Origin of the sequence: Streptomyces sp. NPDC047982 (assembly GCF_043204165.1) — a bacterium.
In the GTDB taxonomy this organism is placed as follows: domain Bacteria; phylum Actinomycetota; class Actinomycetes; order Streptomycetales; family Streptomycetaceae; genus Streptomyces.
This window is the reverse complement of sequence record NZ_JBIDBS010000029.1, coordinates 53,527-73,406: the sequence shown is the minus strand read 5'-3', so window position 1 is coordinate 73,406 and position 19,880 is coordinate 53,527. Positions and strand designations below refer to the sequence as shown.

The following is a 19,880-nucleotide window of genomic DNA, read 5'->3' as shown; positions in this document are numbered from 1 at the left end:
ACAGGCCACGACGGGTGCCGCACGGGCCGCGCGGGGCGTGACGGGTCGGCGCGGGCACGGGCGTCGCAACGGCCGGGAGCGTGGCGCGCCGACGGCCACCCGCACCGGGCACCCCGCGCCGCAGGCGGCCGACACGGGGCGACACGGGGCGACACGCGCCGACAGGAGGGCCGGCCATGGACAGGAGCAGCGACGGCAGCGGCAAGGCACGCGTACGCCGGGTGTACGACCGGCCGGAGGACGGCGACGGCACCCGCGTCCTCGTCGACCACCTGGAACACGAGCTGCGCCACCACTGAACCGGGCGTCCCCGGCGGCCCTGACGGCCCGTGGCCGGCCGGTCCCGGGCCCCTCCCGGGAGCGTGCGCCGAAAAGGCACATCACGTGCCTCTGAGAGACTGGGGCACGATGAACGAGACACCGTCCTTGAGAGCCCGAGCCGAGATCGACCTCGCCGCACTGCGTGCGAACGTGCGCGAACTGCGCGCGCGGGTGGGCGGAGCGCAGCTCATGGCCGTCGTGAAGGCCGACGCGTACGGGCACGGAGCCGTGCCCTGCGCCCGGGCCGCGCTGGAGGCCGGGGCGACCTGGCTGGGCACCGCGACCCCGCAGGAGGCGCTGGAACTGCGGGCGGCCGGGCTCGGCGGCCGGGTGATGTGCTGGCTGTGGACGCCGGGCGGGCCCTGGCGCGAGGCGATCGAGGCCGACATCGACGTGTCGGTGAGCGGGATGTGGGCGCTGCGCGAGGTCGTCGCCGCGGCGGCGGATGCCGGCGTTCCGGCCCGGGTCCAGCTCAAGGCCGACACCGGGCTCGGACGCAACGGCTGCCAGCCCGCCGACTGGTCCGAACTGGTCTTTGCCGCCCGCGCCGCCGAGAAGACCGGCGTCGTCCGGGTCACCGGCCTCTGGTCCCACTTGGCCTGCGCCGACGAACCCGGCCACCCCTCCATCGCCCGGCAGCTGAACGTGTTCCGGGACATGGTCGCGTACGCGGAGAAGGAGGGCATCGACCCCGAGGTGCGGCACGTCGCCAACTCCCCGGCGACGCTCACCCTCCCCGAGACCCACTTCGATCTCGTCCGGCCCGGGATCGCGATGTACGGCCTGTCGCCCAGCCCGGAACTGGGCACGCCGGCCGACTTCGGGCTGCGCCCCGTCATGACGCTCGCCGCGTCGGTCGCCCTGGTCAAGCATGTGCCGAGCGGTCACGGGATCAGCTACGGGCACCATTACACGACCTCGCGGGAGACCACCCTTGGCCTGGTGCCGCTCGGCTACGCGGACGGCATCCCTCGCCACGCCTCCGGCCGCGGGCCCGTTCTGGTCGGCGGTGTACAGCGGCGGATCGCGGGCAGGGTGGCCATGGACCAGTTCGTCGTCGACCTCGGCGGGGACGTGGTCGAGGTGGGCGACGAGGCCGTCCTCTTCGGTCCGGGGGACCGCGGCGAGCCGACCGCCGAGGACTGGGCCGTGGCCGCCGACACGATCGCGTACGAGATCGTCACCCGGATCGGGTCCCGGGTGCCCCGTGTCCACCTGCAGGGGGCCCCGGCCGAGTCCTGACCGGCCGAGCGCCCCTGACCAGGCACGATCTGATCACGACCGGAACGGTCCGGAATAGTCCGGACCGGACCGTACCGGAGCCGACGGGCACGACGGGCACGACCGGCACGACCGGAACGACGGGCACGACCGACGAGGAGCGCGGCACGGTGAGCGAGTTCAGCGCGGCGGACGCGGTGACGACGGGCGCCACGACGGCCGGCTGGCGACGGGCCGGGTTCGCCGGGGCCGCCATAGGCATGCTCGCGGCGGGCGCGGCGGCCGGTGTCGCGGTCGAGCGGCTGACCATGGGACGGGGCATGCGCAGGCGGGCCCGGCTGGCGCTGGACGTCTCGGGCCCGTACGGCTCGCTGCGCGGGCTGCCGGGCCGGGCCGTCGCCGACGACGGCACCGAGCTGTACTACGAGGTCGACGAGGTCGAACCGGACGGCGCGACGCCCCCAGGAGGGGACGACGGGGACGACGGCAACGGGAGCGACGACAAAGGCACCACCGGCAACGGCACCCGCCGCCGCAGGCTCTTCGGTCGCAAGGCGCCCGCGCCCGTCACGATGGTCTTCAGCCACGGCTACTGCCTCAACCAGGACTCCTGGCACTTCCAGCGGGCGGCGTTGCGCGGTCTGGTCCGTACCGTCCACTGGGACCAGCGCAGTCACGGCCGCTCGGAGCGGGGCCGGGACCAGGCCGGCGGGGTGACGGTCGGCATCAACCAGCTCGGCCGGGACCTGAAGGCGGTCATCGACGCGGCCGCCCCGGAGGGCAGGCTGGTGCTGGTCGGGCACTCGATGGGCGGCATGACGATCATGGCGCTCGCCGAGCAGTACCCCCAGCTCGTCCGGGAACGGGTGGCCGCCGTCGCGTTCGTCGGCACGTCGAGCGGAAAGCTCGACGAGGTCAGTTTCGGGCTGCCGCTCGCGGGCGTGAACGTGGTGCGGCGGGTGCTGCCCGGAGTGCTCCGGGCGCTCGGCTCCCAGGCCGAGCTGGTGGAACGAGGCCGCCGGGCGACCGCCGACCTGTTCGCCGGGCTGATCAAGCGGTATTCGTTCGGCTCGCGGGACGTCGACCCGGCGGTGGAACGGTTCGCCGAACGGCTCATCGAGTCGACCCCGATCGATGTCGTCGCCGAGTTCTACCCGGCCTTCGCCGAACACGACAAGACCCATGCCCTGCCCGCGTTCCGCGACATCCCGGTGCTGGTCCTGGCGGGCGACAAGGACCTGGTGACGCCCAGCTCGCACAGCGAGAGCATCGCCGACCAGCTTCCGGACGCGGAACTGGTCATCGTGCCGGACGGCGGTCACCTGGTCATGCTGGAGCACCCCGAGACGGTCACGGACCGGCTGGCCGACCTGCTGGCACGCGTCGGCGCGGTCGCCCGCAAGAGCTGACGACCTGGGGCCGACAGGGAGCGGGCCGCGCCGCCCTGCGACTCCGCTCGCCCGTTCTCGTGGGGCGTCGATGCGCCGCGTCGACTCCCTCCTCCGCCCTGCAAGCGAATCGCAGTCGAAGCCGCATGACGACGCTCCCTGATCCACTCCCCACCGCCCCCAGGCCGTAACGTTGGCGGACATGGAAGCACCGCACAACAGCCCGCTGACGCAGGCGCCGCACGGCGGCCCGGTGCCCGGGGCGGGCGAGGGCGCCGACCCGGGCACCGCCACCGTCGGCCTGGCAGTCGACTCACCCGAACAGATGCAGGCCCTGGGCCGTCGGCTCGCCCGGGTACTGCGCCCCGGCGACCTGGTGATGCTCAGCGGCGAGCTCGGCGCCGGGAAGACGACGCTGACCCGGGGGCTCGGCGAGGGCCTCGGCGTGCGCGGCGCCGTCACGTCCCCCACCTTCGTGATCGCCCGCGTCCACCCGTCCCTGACCGGGGGCCCCGCACTGGTCCACGTCGACGCGTACCGGCTGGGCGGGGGGCTCGACGAGATGGAGGACCTGGACCTCGACGTGTCGCTGCCGGAGTCGGTGGTGGTCGTGGAGTGGGGCGACGGGAAGGTCGAGGAACTGTCGCAGGACCGGCTGCATGTGCTGATCCACCGCGCGGTCGGCGACACGGACGACGAGCGGCGCTCGGTCACGCTGGTCGGCGTCGGAGCGCGCTGGGCCGGGCTGCGCGAGGCCCTGGAGGACTGAGGACGGTCGGGTCCGGGGGCCTGGCTCCGGGGGCCGGGACGGTCCCCGACACGCTTTCCGACAGCGTGTCGGCAAATTGTTGCGCCGGGCGGTGCGGGCGTGGTCACATGGATGACGAGAGCGGGTTAGGCGTCCCTGACCATGCCTGCCATCGGAGTCTCAGGAGGCATCCATGACGACGCCCGCCGAACGCGAAGTGCCGCCGCCGTCGATGAGCGACCTGCTGGCGTCCTGCGCGGCGGCGACGGCGGTCTCGACGCCGCCCCCGCCGTCCGACGACCGCGGCGAGGACACGGCGGCGCCCGCGTCCGCGCCCTCCGCCGACACCGGCCCGGACCCCGGGAGCGGCTCCGAGGCGGATCCCGGGACCGACACCGGCACCGACACCCGCTCCGACGGCGCCGATCCCGCGCTCGAACGCCGGGCGGGCCGACCCCGGCCGGAAAGAGCGGGTAAGGGGCGGTCGGGGAGGGCCCGGCAGGAGTAGCCGGGAAGGGCCGAAGCCCTCGGATCGGAGCCCTTCGCCCGGAACGTGCGGGTCCCCTGCGCAGGGACTCCGGGACGGCTGACGGGCGGCGGCGGGCGGCCCTAGAGTGTCGTGAGCCGCTCGGGAAGCTCACACATACGGGTGTACACGCCGTGGCGGCCATGACGGGGGGAGACCGGAAATGGGCGCAGGACAGGGCTGGTCGTCGGACGGGCTGCGGCTCGACGCGGGACGGATCGCCGAGGCGTACGAACGCGTCGGGCCGGACCTGGTGCGTGACCCGCTCTTCATCACCGAGGCCGCCGCGTACGACGTCCGCGTGGACGATCTCGACAAGCGGATGAGCGCGCCGCCGCAGGAGCTGACCGCCGACAGCTTCTGGGGCTGGCTGCACGGCGCCGACCAGTACCGGTGGGCGGGACTGCGGGTGCTCGCCGAGGCGTACGCCGCCTCCGTGCCGGAACAGCGGACGGGGCGGGTCGTCGTGCCCGAGGGGACGATGGCGATCGCCCGCGGCGACATGCGCGTCGACGGGGACCTGGTCCTGGAGGACCAGGCGATGGTGCTGGTGCTCGGCACGCTCACCGTCACCGGGGCCCTCGTCGCCCTCCCGGACTACACGATGGTCGCCGCCGCCGAGGTCGCCTGCCGCGACGGGGTCTCGGCGGGCGAGGTCCTGGCCCTGCGCGCCGTCCGGTGCCCGGGGACGTTCTACTTCGGCCACGGCGACCATTCCTGCCGTGCGCCGCTCTGCGCGGGCGGAACCCTCGTCGACTTCGAGCGGGACAACGCGTTCGGCGCGGTCGACGTCGCCGAACGGATCACCGACTGGGACTTCGCCGCCGCGGCGCGCGCCCTGGGCCTGCCGGAGGACGCGGACGACCTGATGGACGCGTACGCGGCCAGGCTGCTCGGCTCCTGACCGCCGCCCCGTCCGGTGTGCAGGCGCACGCTCCCGCCTCCAGACGCGGAGGCGGGAGCGCGGAGGACAGGGCGGGGCGGTCAGGGGCCGACGGTCACCGCGGCGCCGGACCTCAAGGAACCACGACCACCGCGGTGCGGTTCCACGCGAAGTTCCACATCGCGTCCCCGTCGGCCCGGGACATCCGCACACCGCCCGTCTTCAGTGACGGGTCCGGGCTCTTCATCGAGCCGTCCACCGCCGCACTGAACCCCACGGTCACCCCGTCGACCAGCGCGAACCGCACCACGTGCTCGATCATCACGCCGTCCGAACCCTTGGTGGGGGGCTCGCTGCGGCTGGTCACCCGGTACGTCCCGGGGGCGGGGCTCAGCGCGCTCGGCACGACCTCGAAGGTCCTGAGCACCTTCTCGCCCTCGTCGACGAGCCACACCCGGCGGTCGGCCAGCGCGTACACCGTGCGCTTGCCGGTCCCCGACCCGGCGGGGACCGCGGGCGGGGCCTCCTTCTCCTTCACCGGTTTCGCGGGGCCGGCGGCGGAGGCGGTGGCGGACGCCTTCGGGACGGCGACGGAGTCGGGCGCGTTCGCCGATGCCTGGTACGCCAGGACACCGACCACGGCGAGCGCCGCGACGGTGAGCCCGGCCACGATTCCCGAGCTGCTCCTAGCCACCGTGCGTGCCCCTTTCGCCTTCGTTCACAGCACAAGCGTTTGTCGTACAAGCGTTTACGTCGTTAGGTCGTACTCGCGTGTGGTGACGGTAGCAGCCGGGGCCGCCCCGGCCCGTCCCGCCGGGGACGCCGGGCCGGGGCGCGGTGGCCCGTCCGGCGGAGCCGTAGGCTGTTTGCGTGCTCTTGCTCGCCTTGGATACCGCCACCCCCGCCGTCACCGTCGCCCTGCACGACGGGACCTCCGTCGTCGCCGAGTACGGACAGGTCGACGCCCGAAGGCACGGGGAGCTGCTGCTGCCCGCCGTCGACCGGGTCCTCGCCGAGGCGGGCACGAAACTCGACGCCGTGACGGACGTGGTCGTGGGCGTCGGCCCCGGCCCGTACACCGGGCTGCGGGTCGGCCTGGTCACGGCCGCGACCTTCGGCTCCGTGCTGTCCGTGCCCGTGCACGGGCTGTGCACCCTGGACGGTCTCGCGTACGCCGCCGGGCGCGCCGGTCTGGAGGGTCCGTTCGCCGTCGCGACGGACGCGCGCCGCAAGGAGGTCTACTGGGCGCGGTACGAGGACTGCCGCACCCGGGTCACGGAGCCCGCCGTCGACCGCCCGGCCGAGATCGCCGGGGCGCTGGCCGGGCTCCCCGTCGTCGGCGCGGGCGCCGCGCTCTACCCGGAGGCGTTCCCGGACGCCCGGGGCCCCGAGCACGTCGGCGCGGGCGCGCTGGCCGCCCTCGCCGCCGAGCGCGTCGCCGCCGGGGAGGAGTTGCTGCCGCCCCGGCCGCTCTACCTGCGCAGGCCCGACGCCCAGGTCCCGAAGAACTACAAGGTGGTCACCCCGAAGTGACGAGCACGAGCACGAGTGCGCGCACCACTGCCGTACTGCGCGAGATGCGCTGGTGGGACATCGAGCCGGTGCTGGAACTCGAAGCCGGGCTGTTCCCGGACGATGCCTGGTCGGCCGGCATGTTCTGGTCCGAGCTGGCGCACTCCCGCGGCCCGGGCGCCACCCGCCGCTACGTCGTCGCCGAGGACCCGGCCACCGGCCGGATCGTCGGCTACGCCGGTCTCGCCGCGGCCGGAGACCTCGCCGACGTGCAGACCATCGGCGTCACCCGCGACCACTGGGGCGGCGGCCTCGGTTCCGCCCTCCTCACCGACCTGCTGAAACACGCCACGGACTTCGAGTGCGCCGAGGTGCTGCTCGAAGTCCGGGTCGACAACACCCGGGCGCAGAAGCTGTACGAACGCTTCGGTTTCGAACCGATCGGCTTCCGCCGCGGCTACTACCAGCCGGGCAACGTCGACGCGCTCGTCATGCGCCTGCGCGTGCACGAGGAAACGCGCGACGACATGGCCGCGCACGAAGACGTACAAGAGCCCGTACCGGAAACAGGAACTGACTGATGGCTGACGAACCGCTCGTACTCGGCATCGAGACCTCCTGCGACGAGACCGGTGTCGGCATCGTCCGGGGCACGACCCTGCTCGCCGACGCCGTCGCCTCCAGCGTCGACACGCACGCCCGCTTCGGCGGCGTGGTCCCGGAGATCGCGTCCCGCGCGCACCTGGAGGCGATGGTGCCCACCATCGAGCGCGCCCTGAAGGAGGCCGGGATCAGCGCCCGTGACCTCGACGGGATCTCCGTGACCGCCGGTCCCGGACTCGCGGGCGCGCTGCTGGTCGGCGTGTCGGCGGCGAAGGCGTACGCGTACGCGCTGGGCAAGCCCCTCTACGGGGTGAACCACCTGGCCTCGCACATCTGCGTCGACCAGCTGGAGCACGGCCCGCTGCCCGAGCCGACGATGGCGCTGCTGGTCAGCGGCGGCCACTCGTCGCTCCTCCTGGCCCCGGACATCACCAGCGACGTGCGTCCGCTGGGCGCGACCATCGACGACGCGGCGGGCGAGGCGTTCGACAAGATCGCCCGGGTGCTGGACCTCGGCTTCCCCGGAGGCCCGGTCATCGACCGGCTGGCGCGGGAGGGCGACCCGGCGGCGATCGCGTTCCCGCGCGGACTGACCGGTTCGCGCGACGCCGCGTACGACTTCTCCTTCTCCGGCCTGAAGACCTCGGTGGCCCGCTGGGTCGAGGCCAAGCGGGCGGCGGGCGAGGAGGTGCCGGTACGGGACGTGGCGGCGTCCTTCCAGGAGGCCGTGGTGGATGTGCTCACCCGCAAGGCCGTCCGCGCCTGCAAGGACGAGGGCGTCGACCACCTGATGATCGGCGGCGGTGTCGCGGCCAACTCGCGGCTGCGGGCGCTGGCCGAGGAACGGTGCGAACGGGCCGGCATCCGGCTGCGGGTGCCCCGGCCGGGGCTGTGCACGGACAACGGCGCGATGGTCGCGGCGCTGGGCGCGGAGATGGTGGCCCGTGGGCGCCCCGCCTCGGACCTGGAACTGTCCGCGGACTCGTCGCTGCCGGTGACGGACGCCCACGTGCCGGGCGCCCGCACGCACGGACACGGCCACGCGCACGACCACGACCACGTGCACGAGATCAGCAAGGAAAACCTCTACTCATGAGCGGTACGACCGTCGCGCTGATGTGGGAGGCCCGCGCCGTCACCGGCCGGGGCCCCGAACTCCTGGAGTGGGCCCGCGCCCGCGCGGCCGAACTGGCCCGCGAGCCGCTGCGGCGCGAGGTGCTGCGGGCCCCGCAGGACCGGGTCCTGGTCATCACCTGGTGGGACGCGGCCTACGGTGACGCACTGCCCGAACTCCCCTCACCCGAGGACGAGTTGGTCGCCCGTCCGGTGCACCGCTGGCGCTTCGAGTCCCTGGAGGCCGTGGAGTCCGCCGACTGAGCGGACGCCGGGGATCCGTGGCCCGTCGTGGTTCACGGGCGCCGCGCCTCGAAGCGGAAGCGGCCGTACTCCACGGCGCGGCCCGCCTCCGGGCCGGCCGGCTCGCGGCCGGTCAGCCGGCCCGCCGCCGTCCGCCCCGCCCGGTCAGCCGGCCCGGGGCCAGTGGCGCAACGCCCCGCCCGGTCAGCGCACGGCCAAGCCCAGCGAGGCGGCGCCCATCGTCCTCGGCGCGCCCTTCTCGTAGAACACGTCGAGGTCGACGATCGTGAACCCCGCGGCCGTCACCATCGCGGCGATCGGCCGGGTCAGCCGGCACCCCCCGAAGAGCCGCCGCTCCAGCGGGTCGAGGCGGTGCTGCCGGCGGCGCACGTCCTCGTCCTCCTCGGGCGCCAGCCCGTGCTCCAGGAAGTGCAGGGTGCCGCCGGGCTTCAGGACCCGCCGTACCTCGCGCAGCGCCGCGTCGGCGTCCGGGACGGTGCACAGCGTCCAGGTGGACAGGGCGCCGTCGAAGGTCTCGTCGTCGAACGGCAGGTACTGACTGTCCAGTCCGGCGCGCCGGACCGGGGTGCGCCCCGCGTGGATGCGGTCACGGGCGAGGCGCCAGCCGACGTCGGACGGCTCGATCGCGGCCACGTCGGTGACGGTCCCCGGGTAGAACGGCACGTTGCACCCCGAGCCGAACCCGATCTCGATGATCTCGCCGTACAGGCCCTCGCAGACCCGGCGCCGCAGCGGTTCCGTCGTCTTCATCCCGCCGACGACATCGACGATCCGGGGCACGATCCGTTCGGCGTAGAACCCCATCGCGAACCTCCGTGTGTCCCTTTCCAGCATGGCACCGGGGCGGTCCCCACGCATCGGGCCGCCGCCCAGGCGGGTGGCGGCCCGCGCTCGATAGGGTCGGGTTCATGTCATTGCGCACCCAACTTCCGCCACCCCCACCGCCTGTGGAGTTACGTGCCTGGCCCGACCACGAGGCGATGCTCGTCGACCGGGCCGCGGTGCTCGCGGAGCTGGTGAGAAGGCACATGTCGGTGGGGCGGCTGGCGCTGCTGTGGCTGTGGGCCGCGCTCTGCGCGTTCGGCTGGTCGCTGGTGAGCGCGGCGCTGATCGCGTTCCAGGAGACCCACGACGTCGTCAGCGCCGTGCTCGCGCTGATCCTCGTCGTCATGGGCCTGTGCTGCGTGGTGCCCGCCGCCGTACTCGTCGCCCTCGGACTGCACCGCGACCGCGACATTCGCGGACTGCTCGCCGCCTGGGGCGAGTTGGGACGCGACCCGGCCCGGGACGCGCGGCTGCGGATGCCGGGGGCGGCCCTGGCCTGGCTGCTGCTGTCCTACGCGCTGTGCGCACTCGGGCTGTACCTGTGCTTCGCGTTCCCGGCGGCCGAGGAGTCGGTCAAGGAGAGCTACGGGCTGATCGCCCTCGTCATGGGGCTCGGGACGATCGCCTGGATCACCGGACTGATCGGCATCGTCAAGGCGCTCGCCCATCGCCGCTGGGTGCTGCGGGTACGGGCCGGGGCGGCCGCCCCGCAGCCGCTCTTCTCCACCGGCGGCGGCGCGCACCGCTGATTCGGGCCCCCGCCCGGCCCCCGCCCGTTCGAGGGCCGGGCGGATCACCGGCGCGGGCCCGGTCAGCAGCCGGTCGGCGACCGTTCCTCGGCCGGCGGGCCGGCCAACGGATGCCCGATCAGCATCGTCGGCGCCCCGGCCACCCGGGTCAGGAACACCGTGGCGGCGTTCGGCCCCCGGAGCTTCATCCGGCGGCGCAGCTCCTCCGGTTCGACGGCCGAACCACGCTTCTTCACCGTCAGGACGCCGACCTCCCGCTCCCGCAGCAGCGCTTTCAGCTTCTTCATGTGGAACGGCAGCTGATCGGTGATCTCGTACCCGGAGGCGTACGGGGACACGTATGGCCGGTCGCTCGTGACGTACGCGATGGTCCCGTCGATCAGCCGCCCGTCGCACCGCGCCACGACGTCGGCGACCAGATGGGCGCGGATGACGGCGCCGTCCGGCTCGTACAGATAGCGCCCGACCGGGCCGACCGGCGGGGCGGGCAGCGGGGCGGCCGACCACAGAGCAGCCCCGGCCGGGAGCACGGTGGCGCGGTACGAACCGGCCGTGAAGCCCTCGCCGAACCAGAGCACCGCCTCCTTCACGTCGCCGCCGTCCGAGATCCACTCGGCCTCCGCCCGCTCCGGGATCGCCTCGTGCGGGATGCCGGGGGCGATCTTCAGCGCGGCGCGGGGGGCCCGCAGCGCGGCGCCGGTCGCCCAGGAAAGCGGCGGGGAGTACGCCTCGGGGTCGAAGATCCGTCCCCGGCCGCCGCGCCGGGCCGGGTCGACGAAGACCGCGTCGTACGCCGAGGTGTCGACCTCGGTGACATCGGCGCACCGCACCTCGATCAGGTCCGCTAGGCCGAGCGCGGTGGCGTTGGCGCGGGCCACCTCGGCGGTCAGCGGGTCCCGGTCCACGGCGAGGACCCGGATGCCCGCCCGCGCGAACGCGATCGCGTCGCCGCCGATCCCGCAGCAGAGGTCCGCGACGCTCCGCACCCCGCCCGCCTCGGCGAACCGCCGGGCCCGGTGCGTCGCCACCGACGTACGGGTCGCCTGCTCGACACCGTTCGGTGTGAAGAACATCCGGTACGCGTCCTCGGCACCGAACTTCGCCACCGCGCGCTGCCGCAGCCGCGCCTGCCCCAGCGCCGCCGACACCAGGGCTGCCGGGTGCGTGCGGCGCAGCCGGGTGGCGGTGGCCAGCTCCTGCGAGGGGTCGTAGGACCGCAGCTCGTCCAGCAGCGCCGCCCCCTCGGGAGTGCGCAGGGCCAGGAAGGCGGCGAGCGGATCATTCGCGCCGCACGTGTCGTCGGCCCCGGATGCGTCACCGGCCCCGGACGCGGTGTCGGCGCCGTCAGGGACGTCCGTGCCTGCGGATGCGTCTGCGACTTCCGGGGCATCCGTGTCGGCCGGGACGTCCGCCCCGGCTGTGGCGTCGGCGACGGATGGGGCATTCGAGTTGTTCGGTCCGGCCGGGGTGGGCGTACCGGCCGGGTCGTTCGGGGCGAGAGCGTTCACCCGCCCCATTGTGAGCCAGTCGGGTCGACCGGCGGGACCGGCGGTGGTGTCGGGCCGGAGAGCCCCTCGTGAGCTGGCAGCATGCAACGCCACGTCATTCATACGACTAATACGACAAAAGGAGGAATTGGTCATGACAGCGTGTGAATCGGGCCTGTGCGCGTCCCGCGGGCCGGGCTCCGCGGGGTGCCGGCCGACCCGCGCGGTCCTGGCCGCACTCCTGGTCGCCGCCGTCGGTTCGGGGTGTGCCTCCGGGATCGCGGAGCGGGCGGACACCGGCCCCGGGCTTCGGTCCGACGCCTCCACGGGCCCGTTTCCCGCGCTGCCCGCCGAGCCGCCCCCCGGGCAGCCCGGCGGACCGGGGCATCGCGCGGGCCCCGGTGCCCCGGCCGACGGCGGCGCCCCCGCCGGGGCGCGCGAGAACGCGAAGCTCGCCCCGGCCGTCCGGGCAGCCCTCGCCAAGAAGTGGGGGCTGGGCCGCACGCCCCTGATCGCACCCCCGCCGCCCGCTGTCAAGCCGCGCGTCGTCACCCGGCAGGGGTTCGAGGTCACGGGCGGCGACGCCTCCCTGCCGCCGGTCTTCACGACCGTCCCGACCGAGGACCGGGTGGTCTTCCTGACCATGGACGACGGCGCGGAGAAGGACCCCGAACTGCTCCGGATGATGGACGAACTGGACATCCCGTACAGCGCGTTCCTCAGCGACGACGAGGTGCGGGGCAACTACGGGTACTTCGGCGAGGCGCAGCGGCTCGGCGTCACCCTCAACAACCACACCCTCAGCCACCCCTACCTCCCAGGGCTCTCGTACGAGGAGCAGAAGCGCGAGATCTGCGGGCAGCAGGACCTCATCGAGAAGCAGTTCGGGAAGCGGCCCGTCCTCTTCCGCCCGCCGTACGGCAACTACGACGGCGACACGCTGCGCATCGCGAAGTCCTGCGGGATCAAGGCCGTGCCGCTCTGGAACGCGGAGGCGTTCCCGGATCGCATGGAGTGGCGCGAGGGGGACGGGAAGCTGCGCCCCGGCGACATCATCCTCACGCACTTCCGGGGCCGGAACGAATGGGGCGCCGACATGACCGACCTGGTTCGTTCCGTCATGAAGACGATCACGGACCAGGGGTACGCGGTGGCCCGGCTGGAGGACTACGTGTGACTGGAGGGCCGCGCGGGAGGGGTGCGGACCGGGGCTGCGGCGCCCCCGCGCCGACGGGGAACCCCGACGCCACGACTGGCTGAATTGGCACTCCGCTTGACCGAGTGCTAATCGCGGTCATAGTCTCGGTGCTGGCACTCACCGATGGAGAGTGCCAGCAGTACCGTGCGACTGGCAGGTCCGGCACCCGCGACGACGGATCCACCTGGTCGCCACACTCAGACTCTTAACCCCGTGAGATCTCCGAAGGGGGAGACCGGATCGTGTCGACCGCCAGCACCAAGGTTGCGATCAAGCCGCTCGAAGACCGCATTGTGGTCCAGCCGCTCGACGCCGAGCAGACCACGGCCTCCGGCCTGGTCATCCCGGACACCGCCAAGGAGAAGCCCCAGGAGGGCGTCGTCCTGGCCGTGGGCCCGGGCCGCTTCGAGAACGGCGAGCGCCTTCCGCTCGACGTCAAGACCGGCGACATCGTGCTGTACAGCAAGTACGGCGGCACCGAGGTGAAGTACAACAGCGAGGAGTACCTCGTCCTCTCGGCTCGCGACGTCCTCGCGATCATCGAGAAGTAATTCACCCACGTCTGCTTCCGTTCCGCGCCCCTGGCCCCGTGCGTCCTGATCAGCCGGGCGGCCGGGGGCGCGGTTCGTTCGAGAGGAAAGCTCAGCTCCCATGGCGAAGATCCTGAAGTTCGACGAGGACGCCCGTCGCGCCCTTGAGCGCGGCGTCAACAAGCTTGCCGACACGGTCAAGGTGACGATCGGCCCCAAGGGCCGCAACGTCGTCATCGACAAGAAGTTCGGCGCCCCCACCATCACCAACGACGGTGTCACCATCGCGCGCGAGGTCGAGATCGAGGACCCGTACGAGAACCTCGGTGCCCAGCTGGTGAAGGAGGTCGCGACCAAGACCAACGACATCGCGGGTGACGGTACGACCACCGCCACCGTCCTGGCCCAGGCGCTGGTCCGCGAGGGTCTGCGCAACGTCGCCGCCGGTGCCTCCCCGGCCGCCCTGAAGAAGGGCATCGACGCCGCGGTCCAGGCCGTGTCCGAGGACCTCCTCGCGACCGCCCGTCCGATCGACGACAAGTCCGACATCGCCGCCGTGGCCGCGCTCTCCGCGCAGGACCCGCAGGTCGGCGAGCTCATCGCGGACGCGATGGACAAGGTCGGCAAGGACGGTGTCATCACCGTCGAGGAGTCCAACACCTTCGGTCTGGACCTCGACTTCACCGAGGGCATGGCCTTCGACAAGGGTTACCTGTCCCCGTACATGGTGACCGACCAGGAGCGCATGGAGGCCGTCCTCGACGACCCGTACATCCTGGTCCACCAGGGCAAGATCAGCGCCATCCAGGAGCTGCTCCCGCTGCTGGAGAAGGTCATCCAGGCCGGTGGCTCCAAGCCGCTGCTGATCATTGCTGAGGACGTCGAGGGCGAGGCGCTGTCGACCCTCGTCGTCAACAAGATCCGCGGCACCTTCAACGCCGTCGCCGTGAAGGCCCCCGGCTTCGGTGACCGCCGCAAGGCCATGCTCGGCGACATCGCCACCCTCACCGGTGCGACCGTCATCGCCGAGGAGGTCGGCCTCAAGCTCGACCAGGCCGGTCTGGACGTGCTGGGCACCGCCCGTCGCGTCACCGTCAGCAAGGACGACACCACGATCGTGGACGGCGGCGGCGAGCCCGGCGACGTCAAGGGCCGGGTCAACCAGATCAAGGCCGAGATCGAGGCCACGGACTCCGACTGGGACCGCGAGAAGCTCCAGGAGCGCCTCGCGAAGCTGGCCGGCGGCGTGTGTGTGATCCGCGTCGGTGCCGCCACCGAGGTGGAGCTCAAGGAGAAGAAGCACCGCCTGGAGGACGCCATCTCCGCGACCCGCGCCGCGGTCGAGGAGGGCATCGTCTCCGGTGGTGGCTCCGCCCTGGTCCACGCCGTCAAGGTCCTGGAGGGCAACCTCGGCAAGACCGGCGACGAGGCCACCGGTGTCGCGGTCGTGCGCCGCGCCGCCGTCGAGCCGCTGCGCTGGATCGCCGAGAACGCCGGCCTGGAGGGCTACGTCATCACCTCCAAGGTCGCCGAGCTCGACAAGGGCGAGGGCTTCAACGCCGCGACCGGCGAGTACGGCGACCTGGTGAAGGCCGGCGTCATCGACCCGGTCAAGGTCACCCGCTCCGCGCTGGAGAACGCCGCGTCCATCGCGTCGCTGCTGCTCACGACCGAGACCCTGGTCGTCGAGAAGCCGGCCGAGGAGGAGGCCGAGGCCGGTCACGGCGGCCACGGCCACGCGCACTGACGCGTAACCCCGGCACCAGCCACCGAGGCCCGGTATCCCGTCGCGGGATACCGGGCCTCGGCATGTGCGGACAACGGCGGTACGGACTACTTCGGCGACAAGCTGAAGCCCGGAGCCCCGGACATCGGCGCCTACGCGGGCCGCGGGTTGCGCCAGTGCCCCTCCCGGCATCGGTGGCGTGGCCAGCACTGGGCCCCGTCGGTGCGCGGCTCGTCAGGCCGCCGTCCTCCGCTGCCTGACGAGCCGCCAGGAGTCCGCCGCGCAACGTGATCCGCCGCTCGGGGGTCCCATCGCCGGGGAGCCCCGAACCCGCGATCCTCGCGCCCGGACCTCCCGCGCTCGGGCTCCGTCATCGCGCGATCCGGTGACAGACCTTCGGGGGACCGTCCGCTCACTGAGGCCCGTACTTGCGGCCCGTCTTGGAGGCGACCCCTCCGAGCAGGCCGCGCGGCGTCAGCTTCACGACCCCCATCAGCGCCTTGTACCGCGGGTCCGGCACCGAGAGTGACTTGCCGCGCGCCAGGTCCGTCAGGGCCTCCGCCACCAGCTTGTCCGCGTCCAGCCACATCCAGCCGGGGATGTTGCCGGTTCCCATCCCCGCCCGCTGGTGGAACTCCGTCCGTACGAAACCCGGGCACAGCGCCATGAGCCGCACGCCGGAACCGGCCAGGTCCTTCGCCGCGCCCTGGGTGAACTGCACGACCCACGCCTTGGACGCGCCGTACGTCCCGCGCGGCACGAAAGCCGCTACCGAGGCCACGTTGACGACGCCGCCCCGCCCGCGCTCCCGCATCCCGGTCACGGCGGCCGAGGTCAGGCGCAGCACCGCCTCGCAATGCACCTTGAGCATGTTCAGCTCGTCGGCCATGGGCACTTCCAGATAGCGGCCCTTGTTCCCGAACCCGGCGTTGTTGACCAACAGGTCGACCGGGTGGTGACGGTCGGTCAATCGGCCCTCGACCGTCGCGATCCCCTTGTCCTCGGAGAGGTCGGCCCGCAGGACCTCGGCCTCGATTCCGTGCCGGTCGTGCAGTTCGGTCGCCTGTTCGCGCAGTCGTTCGGTGTCGCGCGCCACCAGTACCAGGTTGTGCCCGTCGGCCGCCAGCCGCCGCGCGAACGCGGCGCCGATCCCCGCGGTCGCGCCCGTGATCAGTGCAGTCGTCATGAGCGGCACGTTAGTGCCTGTCCGCCGGATCACGGCCGGACCCTGGCCCTGACGCCGCCCCCTGCCGCCGCACCCACGGCGCACTCCGGTGTCGCGCGGGTGCGCATCGGGCGAGGCGGGGCGCGGCGGCGCGCACGGAGAACCTGACTATTCCTCCCCAAAGGTGCACCTGGACAATGAGCACCTCGCCCAAGAGTTGCTTATGGTTAAGGGGTGATCGAAGCCCGTCATCTCCGTGTTCTGCGCGCCGTGGCCGCCACCGGCTCGTTCTCCGCCGCGGCCCGCGAGCTGGGCTGCACGCAGCCCGCGGTCAGCCAGCAGATGAAGGCCCTGGAGTCCTCCGCCGGGACCACGCTGCTGATCCGCACCGGACGCGAGATGCGGCTCACGCAGGCGGGCGAGGCCCTCGTCCGGCACGCCTCCGGCATCCTCGCCGGGCTCACCGCCGCGGAGGAGGAGGTCGCCGCGATCGCCGGGCTGCGAGCCGGCCGGGTCCGGCTCGTCTCGTTCCCCAGCGGCAGTTCCAGCTTGGTGCCCGGGGCCCTCGCGGCACTGCGCGCGGCCCACCCCGGTACCAGGGTCTCCCTGGTCGAGGCGGAGCCGCCGCGCTCGGTCGAGATGCTGCGCGAGGGCGACTGCGACATCGCGCTGGCGTTCCGGTACGGCGCACCGGGCGCCGAATGGGAGGACCTGGTCGTGCGTCCGCTCCTCTCCGACCGGCTGATCGGGCTGGTCCCCGAGGGGCACCGGTTGTCCGGTACCGGGGCGGTCGGCATCGCCGAGCTGGCCGAGGAGTCGTGGATCGCAGGCTGTCCGCGCTGTCGACGTCAGCTGGTGGAGGTCTGCGAGGAGTCGGGCTTCACGCCCCGGATCGACTTCGCCACCGACGACTACCCCGCGGTCGTCGGCCTGGTCGGGGCCGGACTCGGGGTGGCGGTGCTGCCGGAGCTGGCGATCGAGTCGGTGCGTGCCAAGGGGGTGCGCACCGTCACGGTCGAACCGGCCGTCGAGCGCGAGATCGTCGCCCTGACCCTCCCCGACCTCGCGCAGGTGCCCGCCGTGGCGGCCACCCTGGACCGGTTGTCCCTGACGGCCGCCCGCTGACCGGGGGCTGCCCGTGACCCGGCTCGGGGCCTGCCTGTGACCCGGTCTCCCTCGGTGGCCGGGTGCTGATGAAGAAACGTTTTGTCCTCTGGGTCGCGCGGGCCGACGGGATCAGCCGTGTCCCGCCGGGGACGGAACGCCGCCCGACGGTGCCGACGCCGCGATCAGACGGTTGCGGGCCCGTCCCATCAGCTCCTCGCGCTCGTCCTCGGTGAGTCCACCCCACACGCCGTAGGGCTCTCGCACGGCCAGTGCGTGCGCCGCGCACTCGGCGCGTACCGGGCATCGCATGCAGACCTCTTTCGCCGAGTTCTCGCGGGCGCTGCGTGCCGCCCCGCGCTCACCCTCGGGGTGGAAGAACAGCGAGCTGTCGACCCCGCGGCAGGCCGCCAACAGTTGCCAGTCCCACAGATCGGCGTTGGGTCCGGGAAGGCGGGAGAAATCTGCCATTGCTTGTCCCCTCAAACCATGCTGAGTCGGAAACGTCGTTGTCGTCAGGCGTTGTCTGTTTTGATTGTGCCCATGACGCTTACAGCCACGGTGCAAGTAGATGTAAATATGACTGATTGCGAATCTAGCCACAGACACCGGGAAAAGGGAAGAAGACCCGCTAAATGGGGCATATCTTGATGTGAAGATCCGGTTGATGGCTGGACGATCCGCGTCGCTCTCCTCCGTGCGCGCCTCCTCACGTAGAGTGCCGAACCTGGCCGTCGGACCCGTAACTCTTTCGAGTGACCGTCGTTGAGAGGGCGGAAGCGGTTGACAGGAAAAGCGATCGGGCAGCTGTCCGAGAGCGTCAACCGCTCAGGTGACGATTTGTGAACAGCCTGGAGGCTCAAGGTGACGCGCATCAGCTGCGGAGGGCGGCCATGACATCCGTCCTCGTCTGCGACGACTCCCCGCTTGCCCGAGAGGCGCTCCGTCGCGCGGTCGCGACCGTGCCCGGCGTCGAGCGTGTGACGACGGCGGCCAACGGCGAGGAAGTCCTCCGCCGCTGGGGCGCCGACCGTTCGGATCTGATTCTGATGGATGTACGCATGCCCGGTCTCGGGGGTGTGGAGACGGTACGGCGGCTGCTCTCCGCCGACCCCGGCGCCAGGATCATCATGCTGACCGTCGCCGAGGACCTGGACGGCGTCGCGCTCGCGGTCGCCGCCGGTGCCCGCGGCTATCTCCACAAGGACGCCTCCCGCGCCGAGCTGCGGGCCACCGTCACCCAGGCGCTGGCCGATCCGACGTGGCGGCTCGCGCCGCGCAGACTGCGGTCGGCCGAGATGGGCGCGGCTCCCACGCTCACCGCGCGGGAGATCCAGGTGCTCGAAGGGATGAGCCACGGTCGCTCGAACGCCGAGATCGGGCGTGAGCTGTTCCTCTCCGAGGACACGGTGAAGACGCACGCCAGGCGTCTGTTCAAGAAGCTCGGAGCCTCGGACCGGGCGCACGCCGTCGCGCTCGGCTTCCGCTGGGGCCTGGTCCGCTGAGGACCGTCCGTGACCGGCGGCCGGCCGTCTTCCCGTCCGCGCTCGAGCGGGCGGGGGGACGCGACCGTCGTGTGCGGGGCGTCCGCCGCAGCGTCGGTGGCGCCCGCCCGGCCGGCCGTGCCCGTCAGGTCGACGGCATGTGACGCTTCACGGCCGATGGCGCATCCTTGAGGCGTGGAGTTCCTCGGGAACGATTCGGTCGAGCGGAAGGGGAGGGCGCAGGACATGACTTCCGGCGCACCCGCTCATAACGCTTCGGTGCACAACTACGGACGCGGCGGAGCGGAAGAAGAGACTCCGAGGCACCATGGTCCGATGCGCGACGACGAGACGACGACGATCGGTGCACTGGTGCACCGCGCCGTCGAGGGCGATGCGCAGGCCACCCATGATCTGCTGGCCCATGTCCACCCGCTGGCGCTGCGTTACTGCAGGTCGCGACTGAGCCGTCTGCCCGGTGACGCGCGTCACTTCGTCGAGGACCTGGCGCAGGAGGTTTGTGTCGCGGTGCTCATGGCGCTGCCGCGCTACAAGGACACCGGCAGGCCCTTCGAAGCCTTCGTCTTCGCCATCGCGGGTCACAAGGTGGCCGATCTCCAGCGAGCCGCCATGCGGCACCCGGGATCGACGGCCGTGCCCTGCGACGAGATGCCCGAGCGGCCCGACGACTCGCTCGGCCCCGAGGAACGCGCGCTGCTCAGCAGCGACGCCGCCTGGGCCAAGAAGCTCCTGGCCAACCTGCCCGACAACCAGCGCGAGCTGCTCGTGCTGCGGGTCGCGGTCGGTCTGACCGCCGAGGAGACCGGGCAGATGCTGGGCATGTCGCCGGGCGCCGTCCGGGTCGCCCAGCACCGGGCACTGAGCAGGCTGCGGGCGCTCGCCGAGCAGTGAGCCGGGCCGTTCCGGCAGCCGCCGACGTGCGTGAGCGGGACGGCGGAACCTCTCCGGAGCGGATCCTCTTCGGCCGGGGACCTCTTCGGCCCGGCCGTTCCGGTTCCGCGTACGGCCCGCG

The 19,880-nt window shown here is 72.6% G+C and carries 22 protein-coding genes; 17 read left to right on the top strand and 5 right to left on the bottom strand.

Annotated elements, in window-relative coordinates; translation table 11 throughout:
• The first annotated feature begins 176 nt into the window (after positions 1–176).
• The 6 genes from ACGF2V_RS28465 (at position 177) to ACGF2V_RS28440 (ending at position 5,108) form a co-directional block, all read left to right on the top strand.
• Entirely contained in the window at positions 177–299 is a 123-nt protein-coding gene (locus ACGF2V_RS28465; protein ID WP_362709938.1) for a hypothetical protein, read from the top strand.
• A 109-nt stretch (positions 300–408) separates the two neighbouring features.
• The gene (gene alr / locus ACGF2V_RS28460) at positions 409–1,563 is read left to right on the top strand and encodes an alanine racemase (RefSeq protein ID WP_362625249.1); all 1,155 of its coding nucleotides are present in this window, start codon (positions 409–411) and stop codon (positions 1,561–1,563) included.
• 149 nt (positions 1,564–1,712) lie between these two features.
• Positions 1,713–2,951 carry an alpha/beta hydrolase gene (locus ACGF2V_RS28455; protein WP_362625247.1) on the top strand — a complete coding sequence of 413 codons (1,239 nt, stop codon included), beginning with the start codon at positions 1,713–1,715 and terminating at the stop codon, positions 2,949–2,951.
• A gap of 181 nt (positions 2,952–3,132) precedes the next feature.
• Positions 3,133–3,699: a tRNA (adenosine(37)-N6)-threonylcarbamoyltransferase complex ATPase subunit type 1 TsaE gene (tsaE, locus tag ACGF2V_RS28450; protein ID WP_362709940.1), complete on the top strand. Its 567-nt coding sequence runs from the start codon at positions 3,133–3,135 to the stop codon at positions 3,697–3,699.
• A 172-nt stretch (positions 3,700–3,871) separates the two neighbouring features.
• A complete protein-coding gene (locus tag ACGF2V_RS28445; protein WP_362625243.1) occupies positions 3,872–4,186 on the top strand; it encodes a hypothetical protein in 315 nt (104 codons plus the stop codon).
• A 181-nt stretch (positions 4,187–4,367) separates the two neighbouring features.
• Positions 4,368–5,108 (top strand): hypothetical protein, encoded by a 741-nt coding sequence (locus ACGF2V_RS28440; protein WP_362709943.1) that lies wholly within the window; start codon positions 4,368–4,370, stop codon positions 5,106–5,108.
• 112 nt (positions 5,109–5,220) lie between these two features.
• Here ACGF2V_RS28440 and ACGF2V_RS28435 read toward each other — a convergent pair whose 3' ends face one another.
• The gene (locus ACGF2V_RS28435; protein ID WP_362709946.1) at positions 5,221–5,781 is read right to left on the bottom strand and encodes a hypothetical protein; all 561 of its coding nucleotides are present in this window, start codon (positions 5,779–5,781) and stop codon (positions 5,221–5,223) included.
• Positions 5,782–5,957: 176 nt separating this feature from the next.
• Between ACGF2V_RS28435 and tsaB the strand changes: the two genes are divergently transcribed.
• From tsaB to ACGF2V_RS28415, 4 genes are read left to right on the top strand one after another with little or no spacing between them, the layout of a single operon-like run.
• A complete protein-coding gene (tsaB, locus tag ACGF2V_RS28430; RefSeq protein ID WP_362709949.1) occupies positions 5,958–6,620 on the top strand; it encodes a tRNA (adenosine(37)-N6)-threonylcarbamoyltransferase complex dimerization subunit type 1 TsaB in 663 nt (220 codons plus the stop codon).
• A gap of 44 nt (positions 6,621–6,664) precedes the next feature.
• On the top strand, positions 6,665–7,180 hold the full coding sequence (rimI, locus tag ACGF2V_RS28425) for a ribosomal protein S18-alanine N-acetyltransferase (RefSeq protein ID WP_362709999.1): 516 nt from the start codon (positions 6,665–6,667) through the stop codon (positions 7,178–7,180).
• Positions 7,180–8,298 carry a tRNA (adenosine(37)-N6)-threonylcarbamoyltransferase complex transferase subunit TsaD gene (tsaD, locus tag ACGF2V_RS28420; RefSeq protein WP_362709952.1) on the top strand — a complete coding sequence of 373 codons (1,119 nt, stop codon included), beginning with the start codon at positions 7,180–7,182 and terminating at the stop codon, positions 8,296–8,298. The genes rimI and tsaD overlap by 1 nt, the downstream gene beginning before the upstream one ends.
• Entirely contained in the window at positions 8,295–8,579 is a 285-nt protein-coding gene (locus ACGF2V_RS28415; protein ID WP_362709955.1) for a hypothetical protein, read from the top strand. Before tsaD ends, ACGF2V_RS28415 begins: the two co-directional genes overlap by 4 nt.
• A 183-nt stretch (positions 8,580–8,762) precedes the next feature.
• On the opposite strand, the gene ACGF2V_RS28410 is transcribed toward ACGF2V_RS28415, so the two are convergent.
• Complete coding sequence (locus ACGF2V_RS28410; RefSeq protein ID WP_362709957.1) at positions 8,763–9,383, bottom strand: methyltransferase domain-containing protein; 621 nt, start codon at positions 9,381–9,383, stop codon at positions 8,763–8,765.
• Positions 9,384–9,487: 104 nt separating this feature from the next.
• Between ACGF2V_RS28410 and ACGF2V_RS28405 the strand changes: the two genes are divergently transcribed.
• The gene (locus ACGF2V_RS28405; RefSeq protein WP_362625232.1) at positions 9,488–10,153 is read left to right on the top strand and encodes a hypothetical protein; all 666 of its coding nucleotides are present in this window, start codon (positions 9,488–9,490) and stop codon (positions 10,151–10,153) included.
• A gap of 62 nt (positions 10,154–10,215) precedes the next feature.
• On the opposite strand, the gene ACGF2V_RS28400 is transcribed toward ACGF2V_RS28405, so the two are convergent.
• Complete coding sequence (locus ACGF2V_RS28400) at positions 10,216–11,415, bottom strand: methyltransferase domain-containing protein (protein ID WP_362710001.1); 1,200 nt, start codon at positions 11,413–11,415, stop codon at positions 10,216–10,218.
• A gap of 379 nt (positions 11,416–11,794) precedes the next feature.
• Between ACGF2V_RS28400 and ACGF2V_RS28395 the strand changes: the two genes are divergently transcribed.
• The 3 genes from ACGF2V_RS28395 (at position 11,795) to groL (ending at position 15,115) form a co-directional block, all read left to right on the top strand.
• Positions 11,795–12,817 carry a polysaccharide deacetylase family protein gene (locus ACGF2V_RS28395; RefSeq protein ID WP_362625230.1) on the top strand — a complete coding sequence of 341 codons (1,023 nt, stop codon included), beginning with the start codon at positions 11,795–11,797 and terminating at the stop codon, positions 12,815–12,817.
• Positions 12,818–13,080: 263 nt separating this feature from the next.
• Positions 13,081–13,389 (top strand): co-chaperone GroES, encoded by a 309-nt coding sequence (gene groES, locus ACGF2V_RS28390; protein ID WP_073786877.1) that lies wholly within the window; start codon positions 13,081–13,083, stop codon positions 13,387–13,389.
• Between the two features lie 100 nt (positions 13,390–13,489).
• Complete coding sequence (gene groL / locus ACGF2V_RS28385; protein ID WP_362625228.1) at positions 13,490–15,115, top strand: chaperonin GroEL; 1,626 nt, start codon at positions 13,490–13,492, stop codon at positions 15,113–15,115.
• A 391-nt stretch (positions 15,116–15,506) separates the two neighbouring features.
• On the opposite strand, the gene ACGF2V_RS28380 is transcribed toward groL, so the two are convergent.
• A complete protein-coding gene (locus tag ACGF2V_RS28380) occupies positions 15,507–16,280 on the bottom strand; it encodes an SDR family oxidoreductase (protein WP_362625226.1) in 774 nt (257 codons plus the stop codon).
• A gap of 213 nt (positions 16,281–16,493) precedes the next feature.
• On the opposite strand from ACGF2V_RS28380, the gene ACGF2V_RS28375 reads away from it, so the two are divergent.
• On the top strand, positions 16,494–17,384 hold the full coding sequence (locus ACGF2V_RS28375; protein ID WP_362625224.1) for a LysR family transcriptional regulator: 891 nt from the start codon (positions 16,494–16,496) through the stop codon (positions 17,382–17,384).
• Between the two features lie 111 nt (positions 17,385–17,495).
• Here ACGF2V_RS28375 and ACGF2V_RS28370 read toward each other — a convergent pair whose 3' ends face one another.
• Positions 17,496–17,834 carry a WhiB family transcriptional regulator gene (locus ACGF2V_RS28370; RefSeq protein ID WP_073786897.1) on the bottom strand — a complete coding sequence of 113 codons (339 nt, stop codon included), beginning with the start codon at positions 17,832–17,834 and terminating at the stop codon, positions 17,496–17,498.
• 422 nt (positions 17,835–18,256) lie between these two features.
• On the opposite strand from ACGF2V_RS28370, the gene ACGF2V_RS28365 reads away from it, so the two are divergent.
• Together ACGF2V_RS28365 and ACGF2V_RS28360 are read left to right on the top strand one after the other, a co-directional pair.
• The gene (locus ACGF2V_RS28365; RefSeq protein WP_003948568.1) at positions 18,257–18,868 is read left to right on the top strand and encodes a response regulator transcription factor; all 612 of its coding nucleotides are present in this window, start codon (positions 18,257–18,259) and stop codon (positions 18,866–18,868) included.
• Positions 18,869–19,183: 315 nt separating this feature from the next.
• The gene (locus ACGF2V_RS28360; protein WP_362625222.1) at positions 19,184–19,759 is read left to right on the top strand and encodes a sigma-70 family RNA polymerase sigma factor; all 576 of its coding nucleotides are present in this window, start codon (positions 19,184–19,186) and stop codon (positions 19,757–19,759) included.
• The last annotated feature ends 121 nt before the right edge of the window (positions 19,760–19,880 follow it).

What these genes read in the sequence shown, in the direction of transcription:
- ACGF2V_RS28360 (WP_362625222.1), top strand. Translation starts at nt 19,184, where the DNA reads ATGCGCGACGACGAGACGACGACGATCGGTGCACTGGTGCACCGCGCC.
- ACGF2V_RS28410 (WP_362709957.1), bottom strand. Translation starts at nt 9,383, where the DNA reads ATGGGGTTCTACGCCGAACGGATCGTGCCCCGGATCGTCGATGTCGTC.
- rimI (WP_362709999.1), top strand. Translation starts at nt 6,665, where the DNA reads ATGCGCTGGTGGGACATCGAGCCGGTGCTGGAACTCGAAGCCGGGCTG.
- ACGF2V_RS28370 (WP_073786897.1), bottom strand. Translation starts at nt 17,834, where the DNA reads ATGGCAGATTTCTCCCGCCTTCCCGGACCCAACGCCGATCTGTGGGAC.
- ACGF2V_RS28365 (WP_003948568.1), top strand. Translation starts at nt 18,257, where the DNA reads ATGACATCCGTCCTCGTCTGCGACGACTCCCCGCTTGCCCGAGAGGCG.
- tsaE (WP_362709940.1), top strand. Translation starts at nt 3,133, where the DNA reads ATGGAAGCACCGCACAACAGCCCGCTGACGCAGGCGCCGCACGGCGGC.
- groL (WP_362625228.1), top strand. Translation starts at nt 13,490, where the DNA reads ATGGCGAAGATCCTGAAGTTCGACGAGGACGCCCGTCGCGCCCTTGAG.
- alr (WP_362625249.1), top strand. Translation starts at nt 409, where the DNA reads ATGAACGAGACACCGTCCTTGAGAGCCCGAGCCGAGATCGACCTCGCC.
- ACGF2V_RS28405 (WP_362625232.1), top strand. Translation starts at nt 9,488, where the DNA reads ATGTCATTGCGCACCCAACTTCCGCCACCCCCACCGCCTGTGGAGTTA.
- ACGF2V_RS28465 (WP_362709938.1), top strand. Translation starts at nt 177, where the DNA reads ATGGACAGGAGCAGCGACGGCAGCGGCAAGGCACGCGTACGCCGGGTG.
- ACGF2V_RS28380 (WP_362625226.1), bottom strand. Translation starts at nt 16,280, where the DNA reads ATGACGACTGCACTGATCACGGGCGCGACCGCGGGGATCGGCGCCGCG.
- ACGF2V_RS28445 (WP_362625243.1), top strand. Translation starts at nt 3,872, where the DNA reads ATGACGACGCCCGCCGAACGCGAAGTGCCGCCGCCGTCGATGAGCGAC.
- ACGF2V_RS28415 (WP_362709955.1), top strand. Translation starts at nt 8,295, where the DNA reads ATGAGCGGTACGACCGTCGCGCTGATGTGGGAGGCCCGCGCCGTCACC.
- ACGF2V_RS28440 (WP_362709943.1), top strand. Translation starts at nt 4,368, where the DNA reads ATGGGCGCAGGACAGGGCTGGTCGTCGGACGGGCTGCGGCTCGACGCG.
- ACGF2V_RS28395 (WP_362625230.1), top strand. Translation starts at nt 11,795, where the DNA reads ATGACAGCGTGTGAATCGGGCCTGTGCGCGTCCCGCGGGCCGGGCTCC.
- tsaD (WP_362709952.1), top strand. Translation starts at nt 7,180, where the DNA reads ATGGCTGACGAACCGCTCGTACTCGGCATCGAGACCTCCTGCGACGAG.